A 26,881-nucleotide genomic window follows, 5' to 3' on the forward strand; every position below is an offset into this window, starting at 1 on the left:
GCAAGCGAAAAGGCCGGCTCAAGTAGCCGGCCTTTTCATTTCAGGCCGCCGGCGCGTCGGAGCGGTTGTTGCGCCGCAGCTTCTTCGCCCGCGCTTCGAGCAACACATAGACCAGCGTGGCGAACAACAACGGAATCAGGAAATACACCACCCGGTAGCCAATCAGGCCGCCGACGATCGCCCCGCGACTCATCTGGTCCGACAGCAGGGCGACGAATACCGCCTCGATCACCCCCAGCCCGGCCGGAATATGCGTCACCACACCGGCGATGCTGCTGATCATCAGCACGCCGAGCACCTGCGGATAGGCGATCTTCTGCGACAGCATGAAGTACACCACCAGCGCCATCAGCCCCCAGTTCAATGCCCCCAGCAGCAGCTGCACCAGTGCCAGGCGCAGTGAAGGCAGCTCGATCGCGTGTCGGCGGATGGTCCACGAGCGCTGCTTGGAAAATCCGCACAGCCCCAGGTAGATCAGGCACACGCCCATCAGCACCACGCCGAGCAGGCGCAGCGCCGTAGCGCCGATCTCCCATTCCGGCGGCGGGGTGATCCAACCCATCGCGAAGATCAGGCCTGCCAGCCACATATAACCCAGCCAGTTGGTCAGCAGGCTCAGGGTGAACACCCGGGTGATCTGCGCGGGACGCAAGCCCAGGCGCGAGTAGAGCCGGTAGCGCAGCGCGATGCCACCGACCCAGGCGCTGAGGTTGAGGTTGAAGGCGTAACAGACGAAGGTTACCGGCAGGATCTGCCGCACCGGCAGCGCGTGACGCACGTAGCGTTTACCCAGCACGTCGAAGAAGCAGTACACCACGTAACTGCCGAGCATCGCCGCCCCGGCCATCCACAGTGTCTCGGCCTTGTAGTTGCGTAACGTGCGCAGCACCTCCTGCCAGTCCAGCGTGCGCGCCAGGCTGACCAGCAGTACGACCACCAGGACGAAGAACACGTAGGTGAGGATCTTCTTCAGCAGCGGCCAGCGCTTGCGCCAGCCACTGCGCTGCGCGGCATGGGAATGGCTCATTGATGCTCTCGCTGCAAGGGTTGGGCGGTTGGCACGGCAGAGGGGGGTGCCTCGACCGTCGCCGGGGCGATCACCTGATCGATCGGCTTGAGTTTCGGCTTGTGCGCCGGGAACAGCCCGACCAGCTCGGGGAAGTGCCGCAGGAAATGGAAGATCAGGAACGCCAGCGGCGCGCGCCACCAATAGCCGCGCACCATTCGCTCCAGCGGAATGCGCCGGCAGTGGTGCTGCATCAGCGTGTCCAGCTTCTCGTGCAGCTGACGGTTGAAGCTGTGGTCGCGGATGATCAGGTTGGCTTCCAGATTGAGCGACAGGCTCAGCGGATCGAGGTTGCTCGAACCCACCGTCGACCACTCGTAGTCGGCCAGCGCGACCTTGCCGTGCAGCGGGCGGCGGCAGTATTCGTGGATCTCCACGCCGTCGCGCATCAGGTAGTTGTAGAGCATGCGCGCACCGAACTTGGCGATCGGCATGTCCGGCTCGCCCTGGAGGATCAGTCGCACCCGGACACCGCGTCGCGCGGCGTTGCGGATCTCGCGCAGCACGCGATAGCCAGGGAAGAAATAAGCGTTGGCAATCAAAAGCCTGGAGCGTGCATCTCGAATCGCTTGCAGGTATTGCTGCTCGATATCGTTGCGATGCTCGTCGTTATCGCGCGTCACCAGCAGCGCCCGCGCCTCGCCGCGGCTGGTGCCGGCATAGCCGCTGGCCTGGGTGTACGGCCGGCGCTGCCACCAGCGGCGCGGCGCCTGGACCGGCCCCAGCGCCGCGATGGCGAAGCGGTGGATGTCGTGCACCACCGGACCTTCGACGCGCATGGCGTAGTCCTGCTTGGCGGCGGGGCCGAAGTCCTCCAGATGGTCGGCGGAGAAGTTGATGCCGCCGATGAAGGCGATCTCGCCATCGACCACCACGATCTTGCGATGCAGGCGGCGGAACACGTTCAGCCGCGTGCCGAGAAAGCGTTTGCCCGGATCGAACATGTGGATGCGTATGCCAACCTGGGTCATCGCCAGGACGAACTCGCCGTGAAGGTCGGCCGAGCCATAGCCGTCCACGGTGACGTCGACGCTGGCGCCGTTCTCGGCGGCGCGAATCAGCGCGCGCTGCAAATCGGCGCCGACCTTGTCCTCGAACAGGATGAATGTCTCCAGCAGCACCTCTTTTTCCGCGCTGGCGATGGCCTCGAACACGGAGGGGAAGAACTCCTCGCCGTTCTCTAGCAACTGCAGTCGGTTTCCGTCTCGCCAATGGAAGTTCATAGCTGTATCTCCACCGCCAGGGGCAGATGATCCGACAAGTGCGTCCAGGGTTTGGTGCCCAGAATCGTGGCGCCGCGGGTGGCCGCGTTGCGCACGTAGATGCGGTCCAGACGCAGCATCGGCCAGCGTGCCGGGAAGGTCTTGGCGACCTCGCCGTGGGCGACGGCAAAGGCTTCGTGCAGGCCGGCGCAGCGATCCAGCGTCCGCGTCGCGCGCAACCGCCAGTCGTTGAAGTCGCCGGCCACCACTACCGGCGCACCTTCGGGCAGGCTGTCGAGCAGATCGCACAGCAGCTCAAGCTGTCGCGCACGATGCGCCTCGCGCAACCCGAGATGCACGCAAATGGCGTGGAATTCGGCGTGCCCGGGGACCTGCAGCACGCTGTGCAGCAGGCCGCGGCGCTCGGGACCGGCGATGGATACGTCGAGGTTTTCGTAACGCAGGATGGGGAATTTCGACAGCAGCGCATTGCCGTGGTCGCCGTCGGGGTACACCGCGTTACGGCCGTAGGCGAAGTCGGTCCAGATGCTGTCGGCGAGAAATTCGTACTGCGGGGTCTGCGGCCAGTCGTGAAAGCGCAGTGCGTGCTTCTCATGGGTGCCGAGCACTTCCTGCAGAAACACGATGTCCGCCGACACCGCGCGTACGGCCTCGCGCAGCTCCGGCAGGATGAACCGGCGGTTCAGCGCGGTAAAACCTTTGTGAGTGTTCACCGTCAGCACGTGAATCGAGTGCACGGCGGTGGCCATGTGGGCATCTAGATCGCTGGTATCGAGCAGGTGGTCTTTCTTTTCCAGGGTCACGGGAATGTTCCTTCGAGCTGGCCCGGGGTGGTCGACAGGGTTCCGTCCAGGCCCAGGCGCTGCAGCAGCTGGCGCGCGTCATACGGCGCCCGGACCTTCACGTCGTTGTCGAAATAGCAGTAGACCTCGCGCGGCTGCCGCGTTGGTGTCTGCTGCGGGTCGATGAGCTGCGCATCGTCCGGCTGCGTGCCCTCGTTCCAGCGGCGAATGCGCCGGCACCAGCGTTCCAGCGCCTCGTCGGTATAGCCGCTGGTGTAGAGCTTTTCGGCGCCGTGCAGGCGGATGTAGACGAAATCGCCGGTAAGGTCCTCGCGATAGGGCCACTTGCCGGCGGTATCCGCCACCACCAGCGCTACCCGGTACTTGCGCAGCAGCGCGACGAAGGCGGGGTCGACGAAGCTCTCATGTCGGATTTCCACGGCGTGGCGCAGCGGACGCTTGCGGTCGATCTGCAGCAGGCTGCGCCCCTCCATGCGCGGCTCACAGGTTGCGGCGATGGCCAGCGCTGCCTCGGTGTCGTGCGGCAGCTGTGCCAGAAACGCCTCGAACAGTGGCGGATCGAAGCGGAACGACGGCGGAAACTGCCAGAGCAGCGGGCCGAGCTTCTCCTGCAGGGCGAACAGGCCCGAGGCGAAGAAGTTGGCGATGGGCTTCTCGACCTCGCGCAGGCGCTTGATGTGAGTGATGAAGCGCGGCGCCTTGACGCTGAAAACGAAGCCTTCCGGCGTGTCGGCGTACCAGTCGGCGTAGCGCTCCGGCGTCTGCAGCGCATAGAACGAGCCGTTGATCTCAATGCTGCCGACTGCCCGCGAGGCAAAGTGCAGTTCGTGCTTCTGCGCCAGCCCCTCGGGATAGAAGTCGCCGCGCCAAGGCGCGTAGCGCCAGCCGGAAATGCCGATGTGGATGCCTGCCATCGTCGCCCTCGAATCGGCGGTTAACGCGGATTTTGCGGTGCGGTCGGATCGCTGGCCGGGAAGGTCTGCTCGATGGCTTCGTCGAGTTTTTCCTCCCCCTGGCCCGAGCTTGCAGCCTCGCCCCCCGAACTGGCTTGGGGCTGCAGCTCGACCTTGATCCAGCCGTTCTCGCGGCGATCGAATGCCTCGAATGCGGCGATCGCGTCGGTCATCGGCTTGACCTGCGTAAGCACCTTGGCCGGATCGATGCGCCGCGCCTGGATCATCTCGATCAGCCGCGGGATGTACTTGCGGTGGTGGCAGTTGCCCATGTTGATGGTGAGGTTCTTGTTCATCGCCTGGCCGATGGGAAAACGCATCGCCTCCGGCGAATAGACACCGATGATCGACAGCGTGCCGGCTTTCGCCAGCGCCTGTACCGCCCATTCCAGCGCCTGGGACGGCGCGTCGCCCGGCTGCCACTGGGCGTTGTCGTTGGGCGCCGGTGCATGGCCGGTGGGCTGCTCGCCGCAGCAGCCGTGCTCGGCGTCAATGCCGACGGCATCGATGGCACGGTCCACGCCAATGCCGCCGGTCAGCCGCTGGAGCGTTGCGATCGGGTCTTCGCGGTTGAAATCGATGATCTCCGCGCCCTGACGCTGGGCGGCGCGCAAGCGGTCGGGGTACTGATCGATGGCGAACACGCGGCCGGCACCCAGCAAGCGGGCGCTGGCGATGGCGAACAGGCCGACCGGGCCGCAGCCGAACACCGCAACGGTATCGCCCGGGCGGATTTCGGCCATCTCGGCGCCGAAATAGCCGGTGGGGAAGATGTCCGAGAGCAGGATCGCCTGATCGTCGCTGATATCCGAGGGCAGTCGCACCAGGCCGATGTTGGCGAACGGCACACGGGCCTTTTCCGCCTGCAGGCCGTGGAACGGCCCGGTACCGGCGGGGCCGCCGTAGAACGCCGTGCCGGCCTGCTTGCCGTTGGGGTTGGCGACGTCGCACTGGGCGAAGTAGCCGGCGCGGCAGTAGGCGCAGTTGCCGCAAGCGATGGTCGAGGGAATCACCACACGGTCGCCGACCTGCAGGTTGCGCACGTCCTCACCGAGTTCCTCGACGATGCCGACGCCCTCGTGGCCAAGGATGGTGCCCGGCTGCATGCCGCCGACGGTGCCGCGCACGAAGTGCAGGTCGGTGCCGCAAATCGCCGACGCGGTGAGGCGCACGATGGCGTCGGTGGGGGCCTGAAGGCGTGGCTCGGGAACATCTTCCAGGCGAATGTCGCCGACCGCGTGATAGACAACAGCTTTCATAACCACTCCAGCTCGCCAGGCGCGTGGCGTGCACGGCTGCGAGTCGATGGGGCGGAGGGAACGAGCAGTTCGCGTGCTGCAGGATGAACGGCGCGATGCTCGATTCGCGGCTCCGCGGGATCGGAAGAATTCGAACGGACGTGGCGTCTTTGCCACCGCTCACATCTGTTCGGACTTTTTCCGACTGGGGCGGTTCATCTTTTTTTGCGAATGGCGTCGGCGCGCAACGACGGCCGCAGGGCGGCGATTCATTCGCGTGTCAGGCTCCACGGCGGCTCGCCGGCGAAGGCCTGGACCAGGAAATCGATCATTGCCCGCACCTTGGCCGGTGGCCGACGGTCGGGCGGATAGACCGCATAGATGCCGCCCAGCGTGACGCATGGATGGTCCAGTTCCAGCGCGACCAGCGCGCCGCTGCGCAGCGCCTCGGCAACGATGAACTGCGGCTGGTAGATCACACCCTGACCGCCGATGGCGGCGGCCAGCAGCGCAGTACCGTTGTTGGCGACCAGATCGCCGCTGATCGCGACGCTGACATCGCCCTCGTCGCCGAACGTCCAGCGCTTGGCGCCGACCCGCGAGGACAGGCTGTAGCCCAGGCAGTTGTGCTGAGCCAGCTCGGCGACACGGCGGGGAATGCCGCGCGCGTCGAGGTAGCTCGGCGCGGCGCAGACCTGCAGCGGGCAGTCGGCCAGGCGCCGCGCCTGCAACGGGCTGTCTTCCAGCTTGCCGATGCGCACCGCCAGGTCCCAGCCGTCATCGAGCAGGTCGACATGGCTGTCGGTCAGGCCCAGCTCCACGCGCACCGCCGGATGGCGCTGGCTGAACTGCGGCATCAGCGGAGCGATGAAGCCTACGCCGAACGACAGCGGCACGTTCATGCGCAACAGGCCGGTGGCCTCGATGCGCTGCGAGGCGACGCTGGCTTCGGCCTCGTCGATATCCGGCAGGATGCGCTGGCAGGCTTCCAGATAGTCGCTGCCGGCTTCGGTGAGGCTCAGCCGGCGGGTGCTGCGGTGGAACAGCTTGACGCCCAGGCGCCGCTCCAGCGCGTCGACATGCTTGGTCGCCATCGCCGGCGACATGTCCAGCTGGCGGGAGGCGCCGGACAGGCTGCCGACGCTGGCGGCGCGCACGAAAACCCGCATGCTGGTGATTCGATCGAGCATCTCAGTTCCTACTCCGGGTAATAAGTCTTCCCTTCGAGCGACACATTCTCACACGCCTGACTGTAGTCCATGCTGGTGCGTACTTTCATTTGCGGAGTAGCACCATGACCGATGTCATCGTCTCACCCCCGGAACAGCGCATGCCGACGCTGTTCGTTCCGCACGGCGCCGGGCCCTGTTTCTTCATGGACTGGAATCCACCGACCGCATGGAACGCCATGGCCGATTTCCTCAAGGGCGTCGCTGCCACGCTGCCGGCTCGCCCGCGCGCGATCCTGATGGTGTCGGCGCACTGGCTGCAACCGGCCTTCAGCGTCACCGGCGCGGCGCGGCCGGAACTGATCTACGACTACCACGGCTTTCCCGCGCACACCTACGAGCTGCGTTACCCGGCGCCGGGCGAGCCGCAACTGGCGGCGCGCGTAGCGACGCTGCTCGGGCAGGCGGCGCTGGCGAACGCCACAGACCCGCAGCGCGGCTTCGACCACGGCATGTTCATCCCGCTGAAGCTGATGTTCCCGGAAGCGGACATTCCGGTGGTACAGCTCTCGCTGCGCAGCGATCTCGATCCGCAGGCGCACCTCGACGCTGGCCGCGCGCTGGAGCCGCTGCGCGACGAGGGTGTGCTGATCGTCGGCAGTGGCATGAGTTTTCACAACATGCGTGGTTACGGTGATGCGCGCTTCACGCCGATTTCCGCCGAGTTCGATCACTGGCTGAGCGCTGCGGTCGAAGCCGCACCGGCACAGCGCGATCACGCGTTGCAGCACTGGGAACAGGCGCCATCGGCGCGGCTCTGCCATCCGGCGCGCGCCGAAGAGCATCTGCTGCCGCTGCTGGTCGCCGTCGGAGCGGCGGGGCAATCGAGCGGGCGCAAGCTGTTCGGCGACCGGGTCATGGAGACCGAGCTATCCGCATACGGTTTTGGTTACGACGACTGAGGAGCAGGCAATGCATATCGATCTATCGGGCAAGAAGGCCATCGTCACCGGTTCCACCGACGGCATCGGCCTGGCCATCGCCATCGGCCTGGCCAAGGCGGGCGCCAGCGTGGTGCTGGTGGGCCGCGAGCAGGGGCGCCTGGACGCGGCGCTGGCACAGCTGCGTGAAAGCAGCGGCCGCGACGACGCCGTCGGCGTGGTTGCCGATGCCGGCACCGCGGCGGGCTGCCAGACGCTGATCGCCGCCCAGCCGGAGGCCGACATTCTGGTCAACAACCTCGGCATCTACGGCGCCCGGCCGTTCTTCGAGATCGGCGACGAGGAGTGGCAGCAGATGTTCGAGGTGAACGTGCTCAGCGGCGTGCGCCTGTCGCGGCATTACGCCCGCGGCATGCAGGCGCGCGGTTGGGGGCGCATCCAGTTCATCTCCAGCGAATCGGCGCTGAACATCCCCCGCGGAAATGGTCCACTACGGCGTCAGCAAGGCCGCGCTGCAGGGCGTCTCGCGCGGGCTGGCCAAGGTACTCGCCGGCAGCGGCGTGACCGTCAACAGCATCCTGCCGGGACCGACGCGCACCCACGGCGCGCTGGCGATGATGGCGGCGATGGCCGAGGAGCGCGGCGTGTCGGTGAGCGAGATGGAAGCGCTGTTCCTCGAGGAAAACCGTCCCTCTACGCTGCTCAAGCGTTTTGCCACGCCCGAGGAAGTGGCCAACCTGTGCGTCTATGCAGCCTCGCCGCAGGCGAGCGCGACGACCGGCGCGGCACTGCGTGTCGAAGGAGGCATCGTTGAAAGCATCGCCTGAGCTGCACTACCCGTGCAGCAGCGCCGCCACGGTGGCGACCGCCAATCCGTCGCGGCTGATCAACCGGCTGTGCAAGCACTGGGCGCACAAGTTTCCGGTGCGCCACGACGAGCAGGGCGGCGAGATCACGCTCGGCATCGGCGAGTGTCGCTTGCGCGCCACCGAGGCTGGCTTGGAGGTCCGCCTGCACGCCGCCAACCCCGCACAGCTGCGACAGCTGCAACAGGTGGTCGCCGACCATCTGCTGCGCATGGCGTCCGGCGAGGCCCTGGCATTCGCCTGGCACGCCGGCGTCGGCGCGGCACCGAGCGAGGAGCCAAACGGGCTGCATGACACGCGAGAACGCTACGGCAGGATCAGCCGTGGCTTCCATTGGCTGATGGCCGGGCTGATCGTCTGGCAGTTCCTCAAGCTCGGCGACCGCATCGACGAAGGCGAGCACTGGATCGGCCAGACGCTGGTGCCCTGGCACATCTCCATCGGCGCCTTGCTGCTGGTGCTGGTGGTGCTGCGCGTGGTCTGGGCCTCGACCCAGCGCGGCAAACGTCCGCTGCCGGCTCCGGCCACGGCTGCGCTGGTCAAGGGCGGCCATCTGGCGCTGTACGCGTGCATGCTGTTGCTGCCGGTCAGCGGCATCCTGTTCATGCTAGGCAATGGCTACGGGCTGGAGGTGTTCGGCGTGCAGCTGGCGGCGAAAGGGCCGGAAATCGCCTGGGCGGCGTCGCTGGGTAGCGTCCATTCGCCGCTCGCCTGGCTGACGGTGCTGCTGGTGGTCGGCCACGCCGGTATCGCGCTGTTGCATCACCTCGTCCGGCATGATGGTGTGCTGCAACGCATGCTGTGAACGCTACGGCTCGCTCATCGCGAAGTTCGGCAGCGAATCGACCGGCTGGGCGAAACGGAAGGGGATGGACGCGAGTTCGTCCCCGACTTTTTTCTGCACCACGAAATGCAGGTGCGGCCCGGTACTGCGTCCGGTGTTGCCGGATTCGCCGAGACGCGTGCCGACCTTGACCTGCTGTCCGGGGCTAACCTGCAATGAGCCGCGACGCAGGTGCAGGTAGGCACTGTGGGTGCCGTCGGCATGCTCGATGCGCACGTAGTTGCCGGCCGGATCGGGAAAGCGCCCGCGCTGGCCGTCGCGCACCTTCACCACCGTCCCGGCGCGCGCCGCGACGATCGGCGTGCCCACCGGCATGGCGATATCCACCGCATAGCGGCCTTTGGTTGTGTTGTGGCTGTAGTCGCCGCCGGCGCCCTGGGAGATGCGGAACGGCCCGCCTTTCCAGGGCAGGGCGTAGGCGTGCCCGCCGATGTGGCCGCCGGCCATGCGGCGCGACGGATCGGGCGCATAGATCATTCCGTAGCTGAAACTGTGGCGGTACATCAGCGGATAGCCGACCTGCCGCTTGACCAGCGTCGCCACGCGCAGCTGGCTGCGCGGCGGCACCGTCTTGCGGATCACGCCGTCGCGCAGCCCCGCCACGTTGACCAACCGGCTCAGACGCAGCGTGGCTTCGACCGGCACGTCCAGCTCGTTGCGCACATCCAGCACCTTGCCGGAGCGCGTCGGGTTTACCAGCAGACGCACCGTGGCGGCGCGATGGCTCGGGACTTCGATGGGTTTCGCTGCGCTGCTGGCCGTGGCGGCGCTCGGTGCGAGCGTGGTGCCCAGCGAGAGCAGCAGCGCCAGGGCTAGGGGTGGGATTGCGTACATGGGCCTGTGATCCGTCACGAAATAAAGGACTGTTCGCCTGCGCCTGGCAGGTGAATCGGGTGGTCGCCACGGCGTTCGAGGGCGCGAGGCGGCCACAGGTTCACTGCCATACGTCGTGAAGCGGTTTCAGCCAGTGGCGCCGTGGAGCGTCGAGCAAGCTGACCGACCCGCTCATCCGCGCGTCCGGCGCCGGCTCATTCGTCCTCCTTGATCAGCTCCAGCAGCAGCAGCGAACGCCCGGTCACCGCGTACTCGTCGTTGAAGTCGAAACGCTCCGGGCGCACCAGCGGCTGGTTGGTATCGATCAGGCGATTCCAGAAGATGCCCTGCGGCACCTCCGGCAGGGTGAAGTTCACCAGGTCGTGGTGGGCGTTGACGATCAGCAGCAGCGTCACGTCCGAACCCGCGCGGCGAATGCCGGTGGGCTGCGCGCGGCCGTCGAGCAGCATGCCCATGCAGCGGTTGTGGGCATCCTGCCATTGCTCGATGCTCATCTCATCGCCGTTGGGCGCCAGCCAGGTCACGTCCTTGACGCCCAATTCCTCGTTGTAGGCGCCGACCAGGAAGCGGGTGCGGCGCAGCATGGGGAAGCGCTGACGCAGGCGGATCAGCTTGCGCACGAAGGCCAGTAGCCCGTAGCTGTCCTCACTGATGTCCCAATTGACCCAGCCAATCTCGCTGTCCTGGCAGTAGGCATTGTTGTTGCCGTGCTGGGTGCGGGCGAACTCGTCACCGGCGACGATCATCGGCGTGCCCTGGGCGAACAGCAGCGTGGCGAAGAAGTTGCGCATCTGCCGGTAGCGCAGGGTGACGATTTCCGGATCATGCGAGGGACCTTCGACGCCGTGGTTCCACGACAGGTTGTTGTCGCTGCCGTCGCGGTTGCCCTCGTCGTTATCCTCGTTGTGCTTGTGGTTGTAGGACACCAGGTCCTTCAAGGTGAAGCCATCGTGCGCGGTGACGAAGTTGACCGAGCTGAATGGCCGCCGTCCGCGCTGGTTGTACAGATCGCCGGAGCCGGTCAGCCGTGCGGCGAAGTCGGCGAGCTTGCCGTCGTCGCCTTTCCAGAACGCGCGCACGGTGTCGCGGAATTGATCGTTCCACTCGGCCCAGCCGGGCGGAAAGCCGCCGACCTGATAGCCGCCGGGGCCGCAGTCCCAGGGTTCGGCGATGAGTTTGGTCTTGGCCAGTACCGGGTCCTGACGGCAGGCGACGAGAAAGCTGTGGCGCTCGTCGAAGCCCGCGTGTTCGCGGCCGAGGATGGTTGCCAGGTCGAAGCGGAACCCGTCGACGTGCATCTCCGTGGCCCAGTAGCGCAGCGAGTCGGTGACCATCTGCAGGACACACGGGTGGCTCATGTCCAGCGTGTTGCCGGTGCCTGAATCGTTGACGTAATAGCGCTTGTCGTCCGGCATCAGGCGGTAGTAGGAGGCATTGTCGATGCCGCGCATGGACAGCGTCGGGCCCAGCTCGTTGCCCTCGGCGGTGTGGTTGTAGACCACGTCGAGGATGACTTCGAGATCGGCGTTGTGCAGGTGCGCGACGGTTTCCTTGAACTCGCTGATCTTGCCGCTGGCCAGGTAACGCGGGTGCGGTGCGAAGAAGGCGATGCTGTTGTAGCCCCAGTAGTTGGTCATGCCCTTTTCCAGCAGGTGCTGGTCCTGGACGAACGCATGAATCGGCAGGAATTCGATGGACGACACGCCGAGCTTGCGGATGTAGTCGATCACTTCCGGCGTCTTGAACGCCGCGAAGGTGCCGCGCGCCTCGTCGGCGACCGCCGGGTGGCGCATGGTGTAACCGCGCACGTGGGTCTCGTAGATGATGGTCTTGTCCCACGGCACTTGCACCGGATGGTCGCGACCCCAGGTGAAGGCCGGGTCGATCACCTTGCACTTGGGCACGAAGGGCGCGCTGTCGCGCTCATCGAAGCTCAGGTCGCCATCGGGGTGGCCGATGGTGTAGCCGAACAGCGCTTCCGACCAGCGCAGCTCGCCCACCAGCTGCTTGGCGTAGGGGTCGATCAGCAGCTTGTTGGGGTTGAAGCGATGCCCGGCTTCCGGCTCGTACGGGCCGTGCACGCGGTAGCCGTAGATCAGCCCCGGATGCGCGTCGGGCAGGTAGCCGTGCCAGATTTCGTCGGTGTATTCCGGCAGCTCGATGCGCTCGATCTCGGTCTCGCCCTTGTCGTCGAACAGGCACAGTTCGACCTTGGTGGCGTGGGCCGAGAAGATCGCGAAGTTCACCCCCAGGCCATCCCAGGTCGCGCCCAGCGGAAACGGCAGGCCCTCTCGAACCCGCGAAGGCGTGACGACCGGGGAAGCAGGACTCTTTTTCTGAAGGCTCATGGAAACTCCGTGATTAGCGCATGAAATAACGGCCCGGCCGGACAGGCTGGCCGGGACACTGCAGCGGCTGCGGGACGCTTGTCAGGCGTCTTTCTTGGCTCGCGGGCTGCGTGGTTTCCTGGTCGGTTGAGGCGCCGGTTGGGGCGCATCGCCGGCAGCGGCCGGGCTGGCGACTTTCTTCGTCGTCGCGCGGGCGGCGCGTGGCTTGCTGGCCGGTGCGCCGGCGCCGGCTGCCACCTCGGTGGGTTTGCTGGCCGGTTTGCGGGCGCGACTGGCCAGCTTGGCGCTGGGCGCGCTCTGCTGCGCTTCCACCAGCTTGCGTGCCATTTCCCAATGGCGCTCCTCCTGGCCGTGCGGACAGCCTTCGGATTGCCAGATCTGGTAGGCGAATTCGCGGATGCGTTGTTCTTCTGGGTTCATTGTTCGGATTCTCCTGATGACCATCCGGTTGTGTGCAGGACCTCTACCGACAGCTCGTCGAGTACCTGCGCCACGCTCAAACCGGCTCGTTGGAATGTGACTGCGGTTGAAGAAAAAAGTCGCTGCAGCGGCCGACCGTCCAGCGCTTCGGGCAAAACCACGCGGGTATCGCCCCAGCGATCGGCGGCGATGCGCGGCAGCGGGCTGCCGTCCAGCAGGGCGCTACTCAGGCGCGGTACCAGCACCACCAGCCAGTCGCCATCCGCCTCGCGGGCGAAGGCGAGCAGATGCTTGGCCTGCGCGCCCTCGACCGCCAGCGGCTGGTAGCGCCCGCCGGTGAACAGCTGCGGCCGGGCGAGGCGCAGGTTCAGCGTGCGCGCGATCAGCCATTGCTTGATGCGGCCGTCATGCCAGGCGGCCAGCAGCTCGGCGGACGAGGCGTCAGGGTCGAAGCTGGCGCGGCGGGCGGCGAAGTCCACCGGCCGGCGGTTGTCCGGGTCGACCAGACTGAAGTCCCAGTAATCGGCGCCCTGGTAGAGGTCCGGTACGCCGGGTGTGGTCATGCGCAGCAGCGTCTGGGCGAGGCTGTTGAGCGCGCCGGCGGGCGCCAGTTCGAGCGCCGCGGCGGCGATGGCCTGACGCAGGCGGGCGTCATCGCCCAGCAGCAGGCGTTCGACGTACTGCTGACAGGCGCCTTCATACGCCTCGTTGGGCGCGGCCCAGGTGCTGCGTAGCTTGGCTTCGCGCACGGCCTTGCGCTGCCATTGCAGGATGCGTTCGCAGTAGCCACTCAGGCCTTCGCGATCATCCGCGCGCAGCTCCAGCGGCCAGCTGCCGAGCAGGGTCTGGATCAGCAGCAGCTCGTCGGCAGGCGAGGGCGCCAGACCATCGTCCAGTGTCTGCAACAGGTCGGCGGCCAGCGCGCGCCATTCCTGCACCTTGCCAGCGAACCAGTGCGCGCGTTCGCTGAGTACGGCGATGCGCGCGCGGGTGTCTTCGCCGCGTTTATGGTCGTGGGTGGCAGTGGTCAGCAGGTTGTGCGGCAGGTGCTCGGCGCGCTGCATGCATTCGGCGTGGAAGTCGGCCGGCGAGGCGCTGAAGCGTTGCGGATCGAAGCCGACATCGTTGCGCGACAGCAGCACCGCGGAACGGTAGCAGGCGGTGTCCTCCACCGCCTTGGCTGCCGCGGGTGAGGTGAGCTGCTGGAAGCGTGCGCAGGCGTAGCGGCGCAGCTTGCGCTGTGGCCCCGGTGGCAGATCGCGCAGGCTTTCACCGCCCAGCCAGCGCTGCAGGTGCTCGAGCAGCGGCCAGTCGCTTTCGCCCAGCGTGGTGCGCGCGCCTTCCAGCGCCTGCTGGAAGAACGGCTCGTCGGCCGCGCGCCGGCCCGGCGCGGCGATGTAGGTGCGGTAGACCGGGAAGTGCACGATCAGCTCCAGCAACGCCCGGCGGATCTGCCCGAGTGTGATGTCGCGGGTCATCACGTCACCGCGCGCCACCTGCAGCAGCGCCTGCGCCACGGCCTCGAAGTCGCCGGCCAGCGGCCCGGTGAGCACCAGCTGGCGTGCCTGCCGGGCTTCTTCGAGGAAGTCCGCCGGGCGCCCGCTGGTGTCGCTCCAGAGCGCGCAAAGCGGCGCCTGCCCGGCCGGGTCGTGCTGCAGCAGCGACACCTGGTTCATGAATTCATAGCCGGTGGTGCCGTCCACGCCCCAGTCGTCGTGCAGATGCTCGCCGGCGGCGAGGATCTTCTCCACGTAGATCGGCACGTGATCCTGCACTGCCTCGGGCGGGCGCGCGGCGTTCAGCCGGTCGACCCGCCGACGCAGGCGCCGGCAGTAGCCGCGCGGGTCGGCGAGGCCGTCGATGTGGTCGATGCGCAGGCCGTCCACCAGGCCGTCGGCCAGCAGCTGGAAGACCTTTGCGTGGGTCTGCTCGAACACCACCGGGCGCTCGACGCGCAGGCCGCCCAGCTCGTTGATGTCGAAGAAGCGCCGCCAGTTGATGTCGTCGGCGGCGGTGCGCCAGCTCGCCAGACGGTAATGCTGGCGTTCGAGCAGCGCGTGCAGGCGCTGAAAGCCCTCGGCGTTAGTCGCATCGTAGCGGGACAGCGCCTGCTCCAGCTGCTGGCGGGTGTCGGCGTCTTCGAGCTGCTGGGCGAGGTCCGCACGCAACCTTTGCGCGGCGAGGTAGGGCGCCGGCTCGGTCTTCAGTGCATCGAAATGCTGGGCAAGCGCGCGCAGTTGCGGGTGTTCGGTCTGGCGCAGCACTTCACCGTAGCTCGGTGGCGTCAGCGGGAAACGGTGCTCGTAGTGCTCGGCATAGAGCGCACCGTTTTCCACGTCCAGGCGCAGCACGACGTTGCCCTGCTGCAGGGCTTCGCCGTAGTCGCTGCCGAGGAAGGGCACCAGCAGCTGCCCTTCGAGCAGCGGGTCCGGCGAGTTCCATTCGATGTCGTAGAACTGCGCATAGGGGCTGCGCTTGCCCCATTCGAGCACGTCAAGCCACCAGGGATTGCCGGCGCCGCCGACCGCCATGTGGTTGGAAACGATGTCGAGGATCAGCCCCATGCCGCGCGCCCGCAGTGCATCGACCAAGCGCCGCAGTGCCGCCTCGCCGCCCAGTTCGGGATTGATGCGGGTCGGGTCGATCACGTCGTAGCCGTGCATCGAGCCGGGGCGGGCGGTCAGCAACGGCGAGGCGTAAAGATGGCTGATGCCGAGCGCGGCGAAGTAGTCGACCAGCGCAGTGGCGTCGTCGAGGGTGAAGTCGCGGTGGAACTGCAGGCGCAGCGTGGCAGTAAGCGGCTTCATCGACGGCTCCCTTCGCGGTGATCGTGGCGGGCCTTGTTCAGGCAATGCAGGCGGCGGCTGCAGCAGGCCTGGTCGAGCAGGGCGGCGCTGTCGTGCGGGTAGCGCCGTCGCCAGTTCGGATGGACTTCGACGATGCCGGGCATGTTGGTCTGCTCGCTGAGGCCGAGCGCATCCTCCACCGGCAGCAGCGCCAGTGGTGCGGGGGTATGACCGAGGAAACAGGCGGCGGCATCGACCGCCTCTTGAACCTCCAGCAGCTGCCCGGGATCGCGTCCGCTGTCTTCGCAGAGCACGCGGTTCAGCTCGGCGCGCTCGTGCTCGCGGGCGCGCCACTGCGACTCGCGATCCGCTTCGCTGAGCTGGCCGATTCTGATCCGCCAGTCGATGTCATGCCCGCTCCACCAGCCGGCGAGCGGTGGGATGTCATGGGTGGTGCTGGTCGCCAGCGCCTGATCGGAATACTGCCCGGCGCGCTGAAAATGGCCGTGGTGCTGCTCGAACAGCAGCACGCGCATGCCGAGTATGCCGCGCGCGGCGAGCACCTCGCGCAGGCCTTCGGGAATGGTGCCGAGGTCTTCGCCGAGGATCACCGCACGGTGCCGCCAGGCCTCCAGGCAGAGCAGGCGCAGCATGTCGTCGAAGGGGTAGTTGAGGTACACGCCGCGCTTCGGATCGGCGCCGGCCGGCATCACCCACAGGCGCTTGAGGCCCAGCACGTGGTCGATGCGCATGCCGCCGGCGTGCGCGAGGTTGGCGCGCAGCATCTCGATGTAGGCGCGAAAGCCGTGGCGCTGCAGGCCCCAGGGTGAGAACGCGGAAATACCCCAGTTCTGCCCGGCGCGATTCATCACGTCCGGTGGCGCGCCGACGCTGAGCGCAGCCAGGAGTTCGGCCTGCCGGCTCCAGGCCTGACTGCCGCCGCCATCGGCGCCGACGGCCAGATCCGAGATCAGGCCGATGCGCATGCCGGCGCTACGCGCGGCGACATGGGCGCGTTGCAGGCCGCGCGCCATCAGCCATTGGCCGAAGGCGTGGTAGCTGATCGCATCGGCGTGTTCGCGGGCAAAGGCGGCCACCGCCGGGCTGGCCGGGTCGCGGTACTCGGCCGGCCAGGCATTCCAGTGCTGCGGGTTGCCCTCGGCGTCGCGCAGGTGGTCGTGCAGCGCCTCGAAGCGGCAGTGGTTCTCCAGCGCTTCGCCACCGCTGGCGCGGAAGCTGTCGAAATCGACCTGCTGCGCGTTGCCGCCGCGACTGAAATCCTCGAACAGCTGATGCAGCAGGCGCTGACGGCTGAGCGCCACCGCAGGCCAGTCGATCAGCTCCAGCTGCTCCAGGCGTTCCCGCTCGCGGCCCAGCTCGCAGGTTTCGATGGCCTGCTGTACCGGGCGCTCACCGAGGATCGCGCCGGGCGCGGCGTGCAGCACGTTGAGGAACAGCCGGCTGGATGGCGAGTAGGGGCTGTACTGATGCGGGTAGGCACTGAACATGGCGTGCACCGGGCTGATGCCCAGCGCGTCGGCGCCATGGGTGGCGGCACTGCGGGCCAGGGTTTCCAGCGCCTGGGTATCGCCCAGACCGCCGTCGCCCGGCCGGCGCAGGGCATACAGCTGCACGGTGAGGCCCCAGGCGTCGGCGCCGGCGATCTCCGCGACGGTCGGGCAGGCATGCGGCGCCACGGCGACGGTCAGCTGATGCTCGGCGATGTTCAGCTGGTAGTAGCCGGGATTGCCGATCGCCGGGAGCCGCGCCTGCTCATCGAGCTGACCGTGCCGGGCTTCGCCGTCCTCGGACGTCAGCTGGTAGTGGCTCGCCGGCGCGAAATAGCCGCCCAGCTCCAGCGCGGCGTGCTGGTCGCAGGTCAACAGGGGCGGCACGCCGCCATGGTTGTACTGCTGCGCGAGCAGCTCGAGGCTGGCCTGGACGTCGGCCTCACTGTGCGCGGCCAGCCCGAGGCAGCCGAGCACTTCGCGAAGCACCTGTGGCTCGACGCGTTGCCGGCGGTTGTCGGCATCCGTCCAGTCGACGGACAGCCCCGCGGCAGTAGCCAGGCGGATCAGCGATTCGTCACTCATGGTCTTTCTCCAGATACAGCCTGGCCAGACGCGGCGCCAACGCATCGCGCGCATCGACCGTCTCGCGGCTGGCGAACAGCAGTTCGGCTCCCGGCGCGGCCTCCGACAGCGCTGCGACCTGCTCGCCGAGGTTCAGCTCCAGCCGCAACCGGCAGCCGTCGCCGAGGCGCCAGTGCACCAGCACCGCCGCGTCGCCCAGCACGCGGGCATCGAGAAAACGTGCGCCCGGCAGGCGCGGCACGATCTCGCGCCGGCGAATGTCCAGCAGCTGGTTGTACAGCGCATGCCATTCGGCATGTCCGGGCTCCTGACGCGCGCCGAAATCCGGGCGCGAGGCGTCGAAGGTGGCGATGGCGTTGGGGTCCGGGATGCGCTCGCGGGTGTTCTCGTCGGCAAATTCGGCGAACTCGGCGAACTCGTTGCGGCGGCCTTCGCGCACGGCGTCAGCCAGTTCGCCGTGATGGCTGGTGAAGAACAGGAACGGCTGGCGCGCGCCCCATTCTTCGCCCATGAACAGCAGCGGAATCATTGGTGAGAGCAACAGCACGGCGGTCGCGGCGCGCAGCGATTGCGGGTCGGTGAGGCTGATCAGGCGTTCGCCGAAGGCGCGGTTGCCGATCTGGTCGTGGTTCTGCAGGAACAGCACAAAGGCCGTCGGCGGCAGATGGCCGCTGGGTTCGCCGCGCGTCTCGCCATGGCGGTTGGCCTCGCCCTGGTAGATGAAACCCTCGCCGAGAAAGCGCGCCAGCTTGGCACTGGCGTTGCCGTGGTAGTCGGCGTAGTAGCCCTGGTGTTCGCCGGTGAGCAGGCAGTGCAGGACGTTGTGGCCGTCGTCGTTCCACTGCGCGGTGAAGCCCTGGGCCAGCAGGCTGGCGCGGTTGTCCTCGTTCTCCAGCACCAGGTGGACGTGCCGGCCAGGCTCGGTGGCCTCGCGTACCCGGGCCGCCAGTTCGGTGAGGAAGCTGCGTTCGGGGATGGCGTGCACGGCGTCCAGGCGCAGGCCGTCGAAACGGTACTCCTGCAGCCACATCAGTGCGTTGTCGATGAAGAAATCGCGAACCTCACGGCGGCGGAAGTCGATGGCATCGCCCCAGGGGGTCTGCTGGTCGTGGCGGAAGAAGTGTTTGGCGTAACGGCCGAGGTAGTTGCCGTCCGGGCCGAAGTGGTTGTAGACCACATCGAGGAAGACCATCAGCCCGTGACCGTGGGCGCTGTCGATCAGCTGCTTGAGTTCGGCCGGCGAGCCGTAGGCCGCCTCCGGTGCGTAGGGCAGGACACCGTCGTAGCCCCAGTTGCGCTCGCCGGGAAACTCCGCCAGCGGCATCAGTTCGATGGCGGTGACGCCCAGGGCAGCGAGGTCCGCCAGGTGTTGCTCGACCCCGGCAAAGCCACCGAGCAGGCCGACATGCAGTTCGTAGAGCACCGTTTCGTGCCACGGGCGGCCCTGCCAGTCGGCGTGACGCCACAGGTAGTCGTTGGGGTCGACCACCACGCTGGGGTCGTGCACATCGCCGGCCTGCGCGCGGGACGCCGGGTCGGGCACCTGCAGTTCGCCGTCGATGGCAAAGCGGTACAGCGTACCCGCACCATACGGAGCGTCCACGCCGTACCAGCCGTTCGCTTCGGGCTGCATCGGCAGCGTTTCGCCGCCAACGATAACCAGCGCCACGCTTGCGGCATCCGGCGCCCAGAGCCTGAAGCGGGTGGTGTTGCAGTCCAGCAGTTGTGGGCCGTGTCGTCCGATGGGGGCACGCATGGATGGCATTGACAGTCCTCGGGGTTGGCGCACTCAGGAAATGGCGTGGGCGACCTCGCGGTGTACCCCCAGCAGTTGCTGGTACAGGTGGTCGTACGGGGCGATGGCGTGGCGCCAGAAGAACCCGGTGGCCATCGCCCGGCAGCGCATGCCGCAGAGCAGGTCCGGCCGCTGGTGAATCTCCAGGGCGCGCAGCACCGCGTGGCGATAGCTGTCGACGCTGGTCTGGTCGAACAAGAAGCCGGTCAGCCCGTCCTCGATGGAGTCGGCCAGGCCGCCGGTGCGGCGGGCGATCGGCAGCGAGGCGTAGCGCTGGGCATACATCTGGCTGAGGCCGCACGGCTCGTAGCGCGAGGGCATCAGGAGGAAGTCGCTGCCGGCGAACAACCGCCGCGCATCGAGTTCGTTGAAACCGATATGCGCGGCGACGCGGCCCGGATAGCGACGGGCGAGTTCGCGCACCTCTTCTTCGATATGCGGCTCGCCCTGGCCGAGGATGGCCAGCTGGCCGCCGTTGGCGACGATGGTTTCGGCTACGCCGAGGGTCAGGTCGATGCCTTTCTGCTGCACCAGGCGCGACACCACGGCAAACAGCGGACTGGCGTCCGCCTCGAGGCCGAACGCCTGGCGCACATAGGCGGCGTTGGCAGCCTTGCCCTGCCAGTCGCACGCGCTGAAGCCGCGCACCAGATGAGGATCGCTCTGCGGTTCCCAGCTTTCGTCGATGCCGTTGAGCAGGCCACTGAGCAGGCCCTGGCGCGCCTTCATGCGCAGAAAACCTTCCATGCCGCAGCCGAATTCTTCGGTGGTGATTTCCTGCGCATAGGTCGCGCTGACGGTGGTGACATGGCTGGCGTAGGCGATGCCGGCCTTGAGCAGCGAGAGCTTGCCGTAGAATTCCATGCGCTCCACGCCGCAGGCTTCATGCGGCAGCGCCAGTGCGCGGCGCAGGCTCATGTCGATGTTGCCTTGGTAGGCCAGGTTGTGAATGGTGAATACGCTCGGTGTACGCAGCCCGCGCCAGTGCATGTAGGCGGGCGTGAGCCCGGTGGGCCAGTCGTGCGCGTGCACCAGTTCCGGTGTCCAGCGGATGCAGGCGGTGCCGGCGGCGATCTCCGCGGCGGCCAGGCATAGACGGGCAAAGCGCACCGGGTTATCCGGCCAGTCATTGCCGTGGCCGTCGCCGTATGGGTTGCCGTCGCGCTCGTAGAGCTCCGGGCAGATCAGCACGTAGATGATCAGGCCGTCGGGCATGTCCATTCGGCCGATGCGGCAGGCAGGGATCTCCGCCTGGGCGCCGAGGCTGCCGACCACGCGGATCGCATGACCGCTGCGCAGCACCTGCGTGTAGCCGGGAATCAGCACGCGCACGTCGTGCAGCGTACCGAGCGCGCGGGGCAGGGCGGCGGACACATCGGCCAGCCCACCGGTCTTGATCAGATCGGTCAGCTCCGAGGTGACGAAGAGGATTTTCTTTTTCTCGCTGTGACTGCTGCGAACCTGCAGCACCGGGCGCGGCGTTAGCCGAATGGCGGGCTGGGTCTTGTTCAGGCGAATGGAACCGGCGTTCACCGCAATACTCATCACGATCTCCCCAAGTGATCCGGCATCCAGGCGCCGGCGCCAGTTACGAGCATATTTCTCCAGTGCAACGATCTGATGACCGTCACAACCGTGAACACGATAGGCAGGAATCAATATTGCGAGCCGCCGAACGGCGGGGGTGGGGCTACGCTGGCCCTACCAAAAACCAGACCGGGCAGTGTGTGAGAAAGTTCTGGTTTCGCTTGAAAAAGACCGGGTGCGGAACTCGTTTCCGACAGGCTGCTCCGAACGGTAGGCAAACCGTTACGGAGGCGATCATGCAAAGGCTCGAAGAAGTGGTGGCATTCCTGCGCGACCGGCAGCTAGTGCTGAGTACGGCCGAGTCCTGCACCTGCGGGCTGATGGCCTCGCTGCTGGCCGATATTCCGGGCTGCGGGCAGGTGCTCGACAGCGGCTTCGTGGTCTATTCACCGCCGGCCAAACACCGGCTGCTGCAGGTTAGTTTTGCCACCATCGAGCGCTTCGGCCTGACCAGCGAGCAGGTCGCCACCGAAATGGCCACGGGCGCGCTGCATGCCAGCGCGGCGTCGCTCAGTGTGGCCAACACCGGCGTTGCCGACGATGCCCAGGAGGACGAGGGCGGCACCCAGTGCTTCGCCTGGGCGCTGCGCGAGGCTGAGCGGCTGGTGTCGATCAGCGAAACAGTGAAGTTCGATGGTGACCGCGTGGCGATTCGCAAACAGGCCGCGCGCTACGGGCTCGAGCAGTTGCCGCAGCGCTATGCGCAGCTGCAGGGGCTGCTGATCAGTCAGGGCTAGCGGCGTGCAGTCAGTCGGACGGAGGGAACTCCCTGGACAGCGTGCGTTTCACACCCAACACAGGGTCCGACATTCACGCCTTTACAGGAGACGCCCCATGCAAAGTGCCCAGACCGGCCACGACGTCCGTACCGAACGCCTCATCGAATGGCTGCGCGATGCCCACGCGATGGAGGCCCAGGCCGAGACCATGCTCACCAAGCAGGCCAGCCGCATCCAGCACTATCCCGAGCTGAAGGCGCGCATTGAGCAGCACATCACCGAAACCCAGAACCAGTCCCGCTTGATCGAGGGCTGCCTGCGCCGCCACGACAGGTCCTATTCCGGGCTGAAGGACCTGGGCGGCAAGATGATGGCGATGGGGCAGGCGATGGGCGGCATGATGGTCAATGACGAGATCGTCAAAGGCGCGCAGATGGGTTACGTGTTCGAGAACCTGGAAATCGCCTCCTACAAGATTCTCATCGAGGCTGCCGAGGCCGTTGGCGATCTCGAGACCAAGGAAGTCTGCGAACGCATTCTGGTCGAGGAAATCGCGATGGCCGACTGGCTGCGCGACCATCTGGCCGAACTGACCCACGCTTACCTGACGCGCGCCGCCGAGCCGCATGTCGAGGCCAAGCGCTAAGCGCCGCCTCCACCCCGGCGGGAGAGGGAGCGCAGCCCGCCCACATTCAGCGCACCGTTCGCGCAGCCGTCCGGGGGAGTGGCGGCGGCGCGATGGGAACCTTCGATGAAACCCAGACCGCTACTGAAGACCTTCACCTTCGCCATCCTGCATTTCGCCACGGCCTTCATCGTGGTCTACGCATTGACCGGCAATGTCGCGATCAGCGGCGCAGCGGCGCTGATCGAGCCGCTGCTCAATACCGTGGTGTTCTATTTTCATGAACGGGCATGGAACCGCTTCGGTCGGCAGACACCGCAGCAAAGCCACAGTTACGGGCACGACGTGTTCGTTAAATATCTCGCGCGGCGCAAGGGGGCGCGCGCCGAGGCATCGGCTATTCGACGGAGCTGAGCGTTGCGTGCTCGGCCGGCATTTCGCTGCGCGTGACGAGCATCTCGATGCGCAGCTCCTGTGCCAGACGCACGAGATTGGCGGCGTCGCGGCATTGCTCATGGGTCACACCGAGTACCGTCAGCTCTTCATGTTCGGCCTGACCATCGTACAGCCGCACGCTGAGGCCGCTGGGCTGTTCCAGGCATTCGCAGCGATAGGGGCGCAGGTAGTCGTGCAGGATCGCTTCGATCTTGAACAGGGGGAGTCGCGAGCCCATAAAACCCTCCTTTTCGTAGCGGCGGAACATTGCGCAGCAGAACCGTCATCTTGGCGCCACAATGACCGTAGCAGCCGCTTGCCGGTTGTAAATTGCCGTTGGGCGCCAATTGCCGACCATGCGGCAACAGGCCCGTGAGGCGGCGCTTTTCGCCCGCGACCTTTCATCGGAAGGCATGCCGGCCCGGCGATCGGCCTCGCTGAACTTCATACCGCAGGGGGATGACAAAACTGCTAAGGCGGCCCCGAAATCTGCGGAGGACAACATGAAGAAATCATCCCTGGCACTGGCGCTCGCCGGTGCACTGGCCTTGCCCGCGCTGGCGCAGTATCCGGCCGGCACGCCCGGCGACGATCGCGCCTCGCCACCCAGCACGATGGGCAACCCGACGCCACACGAAGAAGTAGAAACCCGCAAGGATGATCAGGGGCGCACGGTCACCGAGGATGGCCGCCCGGTCGTCACGCCCAAGCATGATCGCGAGGCGGAGCCGTCCACCGATCCGACGCGGCACTCGGCACCCGGCGGCCATGACGATCCGTCCACCAGCGCCGGCGAGCTGGATTGACGGGGCGTCATGGCCTCGACGAGTACCAGCGCAAACGTGACTTCGCTGCCACGCCCGAGCCGGCCGGAACGCGTAAGCGCGCGCGGCGCAGCGAGCAGGCGCTGCAGTACTGCATCCAGAAGCATGACGCCACGCGCCTGCATTACGACTTCCGCCTGGAACTCGACGGCACGCTGAAGAGCTGGGCGATTCCCAAGGGACCGAGCCTGGACCCGGCGGTGCGCCGGCTGGCGGTGCATGTCGAGGATCATCCGCTGGACTACGCCAGCTTCGAAGGGCACATCCCAGAAGGACACTACGGCGCCGGTGACGTGATCGTCTGGGATCGGGGCGTCTGGCTGCCCGAGGGCGACCCGCAGGACGGTTATCGCAAGGGCAAGCTGAAATTCACCCTGCAGGGCGAGAAGCTCGCCGGCAGCTGGAACCTGGTGCGTACCCGCATGGCGGGCAAGCAGGAGCAGTGGTTCCTGATCAAGTCGCGCGATGAGGCGGCGCGCGAGCAAGCCGATTACGACGTGACTGCCGCCGAGCCGGACAGCGTGCTCAGCGAGCGTACCCTGGTGCCGCGCCAGCGCGGTACGGCGCGCAAACGCACCGAGGAAGATCCGCCCAAGCCGGTGAAGCGCCCAGGTCGCACGCGAAAGGGCGCGGCGACCAAGGCGCCGCCGCAAGCGCTACCGGGCGCCGTTGCCGCCGACCTGCCGGCCACGCTGACGCCGCAGCTGGCCACGCTGGTGGATGCGGTGCCGAGCGGTGACTGGCGCTACGAAATCAAGTTCGACGGCTACCGTATCCTCGCGCGAATCGATGCGGGGCGGGTGCAGCTGTTTACCCGCAACGGTCACGACTGGACGGCGAAGATGCCGCAGCAGGCTGCCGCGCTGGCCGGGCTCGGACTGCAATCGGGCTGGCTCGATGGCGAGGTGGTGGTGCCCGACGAGAACGGCACGCCGGATTTCCAGGCGCTGCAGAACGCTTTCGAGGCCGGGCGCAGTGGCGGCATCCTCTATTACCTGTTCGATGCGCCGTACCTGCACGGGCTGGACCTGCGCGCGGTGCCGCTGGAGCACCGTCGCGCGGCGTTGTGCGAGGTTCTGGCGCGCAGCGACAGCGATCTGCTGCGGTTTTCCGAGGATTTCACCGAGCAGCCGCAGAGCATTCTCGACAGCGCCTGCCAGATGAAGCTCGAAGGGCTGATCGGCAAGCGCGCCGGCAGCAGCTATGTCGGCAAGCGCAGCAGCAGCTGGATCAAGATCAAGTGCGGCAACCGCCAGGAATTCATCATCGTCGGCTACACCGCCCCCAAGGGCACGCGCACCGGTTTCGGTGCGTTGCTGCTGGGGCTGCATGACGATGACGGGCAACTGCGCTACGCCGGCAAGGTCGGCACCGGCTTCGATCAGGCGACGCTGACCAGCCTGCATCGGCGTTTGCAGGCGCTGGAAATCGCCCGCTGTCCGTTGGCCAAGGCGCCACCGGCGGCCGATGTGCGCGGCGCGCAATGGCTCGAACCGCAACTGATGTGCGAAGTGGCCTATGCTGAGATGACACGCCAGGGCGTGGTGCGGCATGCGGTGTTTCATGGCTTGCGTACCGACAAACCGGCGCAGGCGATCACCCACGAGCGCGCCCGACCGGCCAAGGCGGTACACAGCCGAAGCGGCAAGCGCGATGCGGACGATCCGCTCGCCGGCACCGGTGTGCGCATCTCCAGCCCCGAACGCATCATCGACCCGCACAGCGGCACCACCAAGCTCGAACTGGCGCGCTTCTACGCTCGCATCGCGCCGTGGCTGCTGCCGCAACTGCGCGATCGCCCGCTGGCGCTGGTGCGCGCGCCGGAAGGCATCACCGGCGAGCTGTTCTTCCAGAAACACGCGGATAAGCTGAGCATCCCGCACATCACCCAGCTCGATCCGGCGCTCGACAAGCACGGCGCGCTGCTGGTGATCGACAGCCGCGAAGCGCTGGTCGGCGCGGCGCAGATGGGCACCATCGAGCTGCACGCCTGGAATGCCGTCGCCCCGGGGCTGGAGCACCCGGACCGCTTCGTGCTGGACCTCGACCCCGATCCCGCCTTGCCATGGAAACGCATGGTCGAGGCGACGCAGCTGACCCAGACGCTGCTGGACGAGATCGGCCTGCAGTCGTTTCTCAAGACCAGCGGCGGCAAAGGGCTGCATATCGTGGTGCCGCTGGCGCCGGTGCACGGCTGGAGCGAGGTGAAGTCCTTCAGCCATGCCATCGCCCGCTATCTCGCCAAGTTGCTGCCGGACCACTTTTCCGCCGTCAGCGGACCGAAGAACCGTGTCGGCCGCATCTTCATCGACTACCTGCGCAACAGCCGAGGCGCCAGCACGGTGTCGGCCTATTCGGTTCGCGCACGGCCGGGCCTGCCGGTTTCCGTGCCGATCCACCGCGACGAACTGAGCGAATTGCAGGGCGCCAATCTGTGGACGGTCGGCAACCTGTTCGAGCACCTGCAGGAGCTGGGCGAGGCGGATCCCTGGGCGGAGCTGCCGCAGGTACGACAACGCATCGACGACGACATGCGCGCACGGCTGGGCGCTTGAGCCGCGCGCAGCACCCCATCACAGCGAGGTAAGCGTCATGGACAAACCGTACGACGAGTCACCCAGCGCGCCGACGACCGGCGACGACACGCCTGTGGTGCAGCATCAGGGGCTGGTGATCGAGCTGGACGCCGGGCAGGGGCGTGGCCGGATCGAGACGACCGACGGCCGGCAGTTACCGTTCCACCGCCGCGACGTGGCCGGTGGCGCGTTCGATGGCTTGCGAAAAGGCGATCAGGTGCGCTTCGCCGAGGAGCTGGGCGACGAGGGACCGGAGGCGAGAAAGGTTGAGCGCGGCGAGGTATAGCACGCTCGCCGACAGCGCAAAAAAAAACAGCAACGCCGCCAGTGGCATCGTTGCTGTTCGACACGCTACATGCGGTCAGAAATTGTGGCAGTCCGGCCCCTGGCGCAGATAGGACGTCACATGGGTTTCGCCTTTGGAATCGACGTAGGTCATCTTCGCCTCGACGATCTCGCAGCCGCCGGCTGGAACTTCCAGCGAAACGACCTTGGCGATGTCCAGCTGGTCGCCGTACTGATAGGCCACGGGCGCGGTTTCGGCACTGGCCAGCGGGGCGCACAGCGCCAGACCGGCGATACACAGCAGCTTTTTCATATCGAACCTCTAACGATGTGTCTGGCGGTCGACAGGGCCAAGCCGGGTACCGCCCGAAGCCGGCTCACGTCTGAGGTGCGCCAGCGCAATAAACAGGGCCGCAACGAGGAGAGCGGCCCGAAAGGGGCAATGACCGCG

Annotated in this window: 23 protein-coding genes and 1 pseudogene; 9 read left to right on the forward strand and 15 right to left on the reverse strand. The window is 66.9% G+C overall.

Features of this window, described 5'->3' with window-relative positions; all coding sequences use genetic code 11:
• Nucleotides 1–40: 40 nt before the first annotated feature.
• From NAV27_RS12130 to NAV27_RS12155, 6 genes are all read right to left on the reverse strand, one after another.
• On the reverse strand, nt 41–1,027 hold the full coding sequence (locus tag NAV27_RS12130) for a lysylphosphatidylglycerol synthase domain-containing protein (RefSeq protein WP_102828481.1): 987 nt from the start codon (nt 1,025–1,027) through the stop codon (nt 41–43).
• Nucleotides 1,024–2,289: a cardiolipin synthase ClsB gene (gene clsB / locus NAV27_RS12135; RefSeq protein ID WP_102828480.1), complete on the reverse strand. Its 1,266-nt coding sequence runs from the start codon at nt 2,287–2,289 to the stop codon at nt 1,024–1,026. The genes NAV27_RS12130 and clsB overlap by 4 nt, the downstream gene beginning before the upstream one ends.
• Nucleotides 2,286–3,038, reverse strand: a complete 753-nt coding sequence (locus NAV27_RS12140; RefSeq protein WP_155552010.1) for an endonuclease/exonuclease/phosphatase family protein — start codon at nt 3,036–3,038, stop codon at nt 2,286–2,288. The genes clsB and NAV27_RS12140 overlap by 4 nt, the downstream gene beginning before the upstream one ends.
• 50 nt (nt 3,039–3,088) lie before the next feature.
• Entirely contained in the window at nt 3,089–4,006 is a 918-nt protein-coding gene (locus NAV27_RS12145; RefSeq protein WP_102828478.1) for a DUF72 domain-containing protein, read from the reverse strand.
• Nucleotides 4,007–4,026: 20 nt separating this feature from the next.
• Nucleotides 4,027–5,304: a zinc-dependent alcohol dehydrogenase gene (locus tag NAV27_RS12150; protein ID WP_102828477.1), complete on the reverse strand. Its 1,278-nt coding sequence runs from the start codon at nt 5,302–5,304 to the stop codon at nt 4,027–4,029.
• A 248-nt stretch (nt 5,305–5,552) separates the two neighbouring features.
• Nucleotides 5,553–6,473 (reverse strand): LysR family transcriptional regulator, encoded by a 921-nt coding sequence (locus tag NAV27_RS12155; protein WP_102828476.1) that lies wholly within the window; start codon nt 6,471–6,473, stop codon nt 5,553–5,555.
• Between the two features lie 104 nt (nt 6,474–6,577).
• On the opposite strand from NAV27_RS12155, the gene NAV27_RS12160 reads away from it, so the two are divergent.
• The 3 genes and pseudogenes from NAV27_RS12160 to NAV27_RS12170 all read left to right on the forward strand — a co-directional run bounded on the left by NAV27_RS12160 (nt 6,578) and on the right by NAV27_RS12170 (nt 9,064).
• Nucleotides 6,578–7,414, forward strand: coding sequence for a DODA-type extradiol aromatic ring-opening family dioxygenase (locus NAV27_RS12160; RefSeq protein WP_102828475.1), 837 nt, complete (start codon nt 6,578–6,580; stop codon nt 7,412–7,414).
• 10 nt (nt 7,415–7,424) lie between these two features.
• Nucleotides 7,425–8,220, forward strand: a pseudogene (locus NAV27_RS12165) (SDR family NAD(P)-dependent oxidoreductase).
• Nucleotides 8,204–9,064, forward strand: coding sequence for a DUF2218 domain-containing protein (locus NAV27_RS12170; protein ID WP_102828474.1), 861 nt, complete (start codon nt 8,204–8,206; stop codon nt 9,062–9,064). The pseudogene NAV27_RS12165 and the gene NAV27_RS12170 overlap by 17 nt, the downstream one beginning before the upstream one ends.
• Before the next feature lie 3 nt (nt 9,065–9,067).
• Here NAV27_RS12170 and NAV27_RS19150 read toward each other — a convergent pair whose 3' ends face one another.
• From NAV27_RS19150 to glgA, 7 genes are all read right to left on the reverse strand, one after another.
• Nucleotides 9,068–9,937, reverse strand: coding sequence for a M23 family metallopeptidase (locus NAV27_RS19150; RefSeq protein WP_102828473.1), 870 nt, complete (start codon nt 9,935–9,937; stop codon nt 9,068–9,070).
• A 194-nt stretch (nt 9,938–10,131) separates the two neighbouring features.
• On the reverse strand, nt 10,132–12,285 hold the full coding sequence (gene glgX, locus NAV27_RS12180) for a glycogen debranching protein GlgX (protein ID WP_102828472.1): 2,154 nt from the start codon (nt 12,283–12,285) through the stop codon (nt 10,132–10,134).
• Between the two features lie 81 nt (nt 12,286–12,366).
• Nucleotides 12,367–12,705, reverse strand: a complete 339-nt coding sequence (locus NAV27_RS12185; RefSeq protein ID WP_102828471.1) for a DUF2934 domain-containing protein — start codon at nt 12,703–12,705, stop codon at nt 12,367–12,369.
• On the reverse strand, nt 12,702–15,512 hold the full coding sequence (locus NAV27_RS12190) for a malto-oligosyltrehalose synthase (RefSeq protein ID WP_102828470.1): 2,811 nt from the start codon (nt 15,510–15,512) through the stop codon (nt 12,702–12,704). Before NAV27_RS12190 ends, NAV27_RS12185 begins: the two co-directional genes overlap by 4 nt.
• The gene (gene malQ, locus NAV27_RS12195; protein WP_102828469.1) at nt 15,509–17,584 is read right to left on the reverse strand and encodes a 4-alpha-glucanotransferase; all 2,076 of its coding nucleotides are present in this window, start codon (nt 17,582–17,584) and stop codon (nt 15,509–15,511) included. The genes NAV27_RS12190 and malQ overlap by 4 nt, the downstream gene beginning before the upstream one ends.
• Nucleotides 17,577–19,349: a malto-oligosyltrehalose trehalohydrolase gene (gene treZ, locus NAV27_RS12200; protein WP_102828468.1), complete on the reverse strand. Its 1,773-nt coding sequence runs from the start codon at nt 19,347–19,349 to the stop codon at nt 17,577–17,579. Before treZ ends, malQ begins: the two co-directional genes overlap by 8 nt.
• 24 nt (nt 19,350–19,373) lie before the next feature.
• On the reverse strand, nt 19,374–20,924 hold the full coding sequence (glgA, locus tag NAV27_RS12205; protein WP_102828467.1) for a glycogen synthase GlgA: 1,551 nt from the start codon (nt 20,922–20,924) through the stop codon (nt 19,374–19,376).
• Between the two features lie 278 nt (nt 20,925–21,202).
• Here glgA and NAV27_RS12210 point away from each other — a divergent pair, with 278 nt between their 5' ends.
• The 3 genes from NAV27_RS12210 to NAV27_RS12220 all read left to right on the forward strand — a co-directional run bounded on the left by NAV27_RS12210 (nt 21,203) and on the right by NAV27_RS12220 (nt 22,724).
• Entirely contained in the window at nt 21,203–21,703 is a 501-nt protein-coding gene (locus NAV27_RS12210) for a CinA family protein (protein WP_102828466.1), read from the forward strand.
• Between the two features lie 97 nt (nt 21,704–21,800).
• A complete protein-coding gene (locus tag NAV27_RS12215; protein WP_102828465.1) occupies nt 21,801–22,331 on the forward strand; it encodes a ferritin-like domain-containing protein in 531 nt (176 codons plus the stop codon).
• A 105-nt stretch (nt 22,332–22,436) separates the two neighbouring features.
• Nucleotides 22,437–22,724, forward strand: a complete 288-nt coding sequence (locus NAV27_RS12220; RefSeq protein ID WP_102828464.1) for a DUF2061 domain-containing protein — start codon at nt 22,437–22,439, stop codon at nt 22,722–22,724.
• On the opposite strand, the gene NAV27_RS12225 is transcribed toward NAV27_RS12220, so the two are convergent.
• Complete coding sequence (locus tag NAV27_RS12225; RefSeq protein WP_102828463.1) at nt 22,708–22,983, reverse strand: DUF1652 domain-containing protein; 276 nt, start codon at nt 22,981–22,983, stop codon at nt 22,708–22,710. The two genes, NAV27_RS12220 and NAV27_RS12225, sit on opposite strands and share 17 nt — an antisense overlap.
• Before the next feature lie 265 nt (nt 22,984–23,248).
• Between NAV27_RS12225 and NAV27_RS12230 the strand changes: the two genes are divergently transcribed.
• The 3 genes from NAV27_RS12230 to NAV27_RS12240 are packed head-to-tail and all read left to right on the forward strand — an operon-like array spanning nt 23,249 to nt 26,431.
• Nucleotides 23,249–23,551, forward strand: coding sequence for a hypothetical protein (locus NAV27_RS12230; protein WP_102828462.1), 303 nt, complete (start codon nt 23,249–23,251; stop codon nt 23,549–23,551).
• A complete protein-coding gene (gene ligD, locus NAV27_RS12235) occupies nt 23,548–26,124 on the forward strand; it encodes a DNA ligase D (protein WP_102828461.1) in 2,577 nt (858 codons plus the stop codon). The genes NAV27_RS12230 and ligD overlap by 4 nt, the downstream gene beginning before the upstream one ends.
• Before the next feature lie 37 nt (nt 26,125–26,161).
• A complete protein-coding gene (locus NAV27_RS12240; protein ID WP_102828460.1) occupies nt 26,162–26,431 on the forward strand; it encodes a cold-shock protein in 270 nt (89 codons plus the stop codon).
• A gap of 75 nt (nt 26,432–26,506) precedes the next feature.
• On the opposite strand, the gene NAV27_RS12245 is transcribed toward NAV27_RS12240, so the two are convergent.
• Entirely contained in the window at nt 26,507–26,743 is a 237-nt protein-coding gene (locus NAV27_RS12245) for a DUF2790 domain-containing protein (RefSeq protein ID WP_102828459.1), read from the reverse strand.
• Nucleotides 26,744–26,881: the final 138 nt, after the last annotated feature.

Source organism: Stutzerimonas degradans, from assembly GCF_024448505.1.
GTDB lineage: Bacteria > Pseudomonadota > Gammaproteobacteria > Pseudomonadales > Pseudomonadaceae > Stutzerimonas > Stutzerimonas degradans.

Bases quoted from the DNA above. Each gene is read 5' to 3' on its own strand.
- NAV27_RS12130 (WP_102828481.1), bottom strand. From the start codon at position 1,027: ATGAGCCATTCCCATGCCGCGCAGCGCAGTGGCTGGCGCAAGCGCTGG.
- clsB (WP_102828480.1), bottom strand. From the start codon at position 2,289: ATGAACTTCCATTGGCGAGACGGAAACCGACTGCAGTTGCTAGAGAAC.
- NAV27_RS12140 (WP_155552010.1), bottom strand. From the start codon at position 3,038: ATGGCCACCGCCGTGCACTCGATTCACGTGCTGACGGTGAACACTCAC.
- NAV27_RS12145 (WP_102828478.1), bottom strand. From the start codon at position 4,006: ATGGCAGGCATCCACATCGGCATTTCCGGCTGGCGCTACGCGCCTTGG.
- NAV27_RS12150 (WP_102828477.1), bottom strand. From the start codon at position 5,304: ATGAAAGCTGTTGTCTATCACGCGGTCGGCGACATTCGCCTGGAAGAT.
- NAV27_RS12155 (WP_102828476.1), bottom strand. From the start codon at position 6,473: ATGCTCGATCGAATCACCAGCATGCGGGTTTTCGTGCGCGCCGCCAGC.
- NAV27_RS12160 (WP_102828475.1), top strand. From the start codon at position 6,578: ATGACCGATGTCATCGTCTCACCCCCGGAACAGCGCATGCCGACGCTG.
- NAV27_RS19150 (WP_102828473.1), bottom strand. From the start codon at position 9,937: ATGTACGCAATCCCACCCCTAGCCCTGGCGCTGCTGCTCTCGCTGGGC.
- glgX (WP_102828472.1), bottom strand. From the start codon at position 12,285: ATGAGCCTTCAGAAAAAGAGTCCTGCTTCCCCGGTCGTCACGCCTTCG.
- NAV27_RS12185 (WP_102828471.1), bottom strand. From the start codon at position 12,705: ATGAACCCAGAAGAACAACGCATCCGCGAATTCGCCTACCAGATCTGG.
- NAV27_RS12190 (WP_102828470.1), bottom strand. From the start codon at position 15,512: ATGAAGCCGCTTACTGCCACGCTGCGCCTGCAGTTCCACCGCGACTTC.
- malQ (WP_102828469.1), bottom strand. From the start codon at position 17,584: ATGAGTGACGAATCGCTGATCCGCCTGGCTACTGCCGCGGGGCTGTCC.
- treZ (WP_102828468.1), bottom strand. From the start codon at position 19,349: ATGCCATCCATGCGTGCCCCCATCGGACGACACGGCCCACAACTGCTG.
- glgA (WP_102828467.1), bottom strand. From the start codon at position 20,924: ATGAGTATTGCGGTGAACGCCGGTTCCATTCGCCTGAACAAGACCCAG.
- NAV27_RS12210 (WP_102828466.1), top strand. From the start codon at position 21,203: ATGCAAAGGCTCGAAGAAGTGGTGGCATTCCTGCGCGACCGGCAGCTA.
- NAV27_RS12215 (WP_102828465.1), top strand. From the start codon at position 21,801: ATGCAAAGTGCCCAGACCGGCCACGACGTCCGTACCGAACGCCTCATC.
- NAV27_RS12220 (WP_102828464.1), top strand. From the start codon at position 22,437: ATGAAACCCAGACCGCTACTGAAGACCTTCACCTTCGCCATCCTGCAT.
- NAV27_RS12225 (WP_102828463.1), bottom strand. From the start codon at position 22,983: ATGGGCTCGCGACTCCCCCTGTTCAAGATCGAAGCGATCCTGCACGAC.
- NAV27_RS12230 (WP_102828462.1), top strand. From the start codon at position 23,249: ATGAAGAAATCATCCCTGGCACTGGCGCTCGCCGGTGCACTGGCCTTG.
- NAV27_RS12240 (WP_102828460.1), top strand. From the start codon at position 26,162: ATGGACAAACCGTACGACGAGTCACCCAGCGCGCCGACGACCGGCGAC.
- NAV27_RS12245 (WP_102828459.1), bottom strand. From the start codon at position 26,743: ATGAAAAAGCTGCTGTGTATCGCCGGTCTGGCGCTGTGCGCCCCGCTG.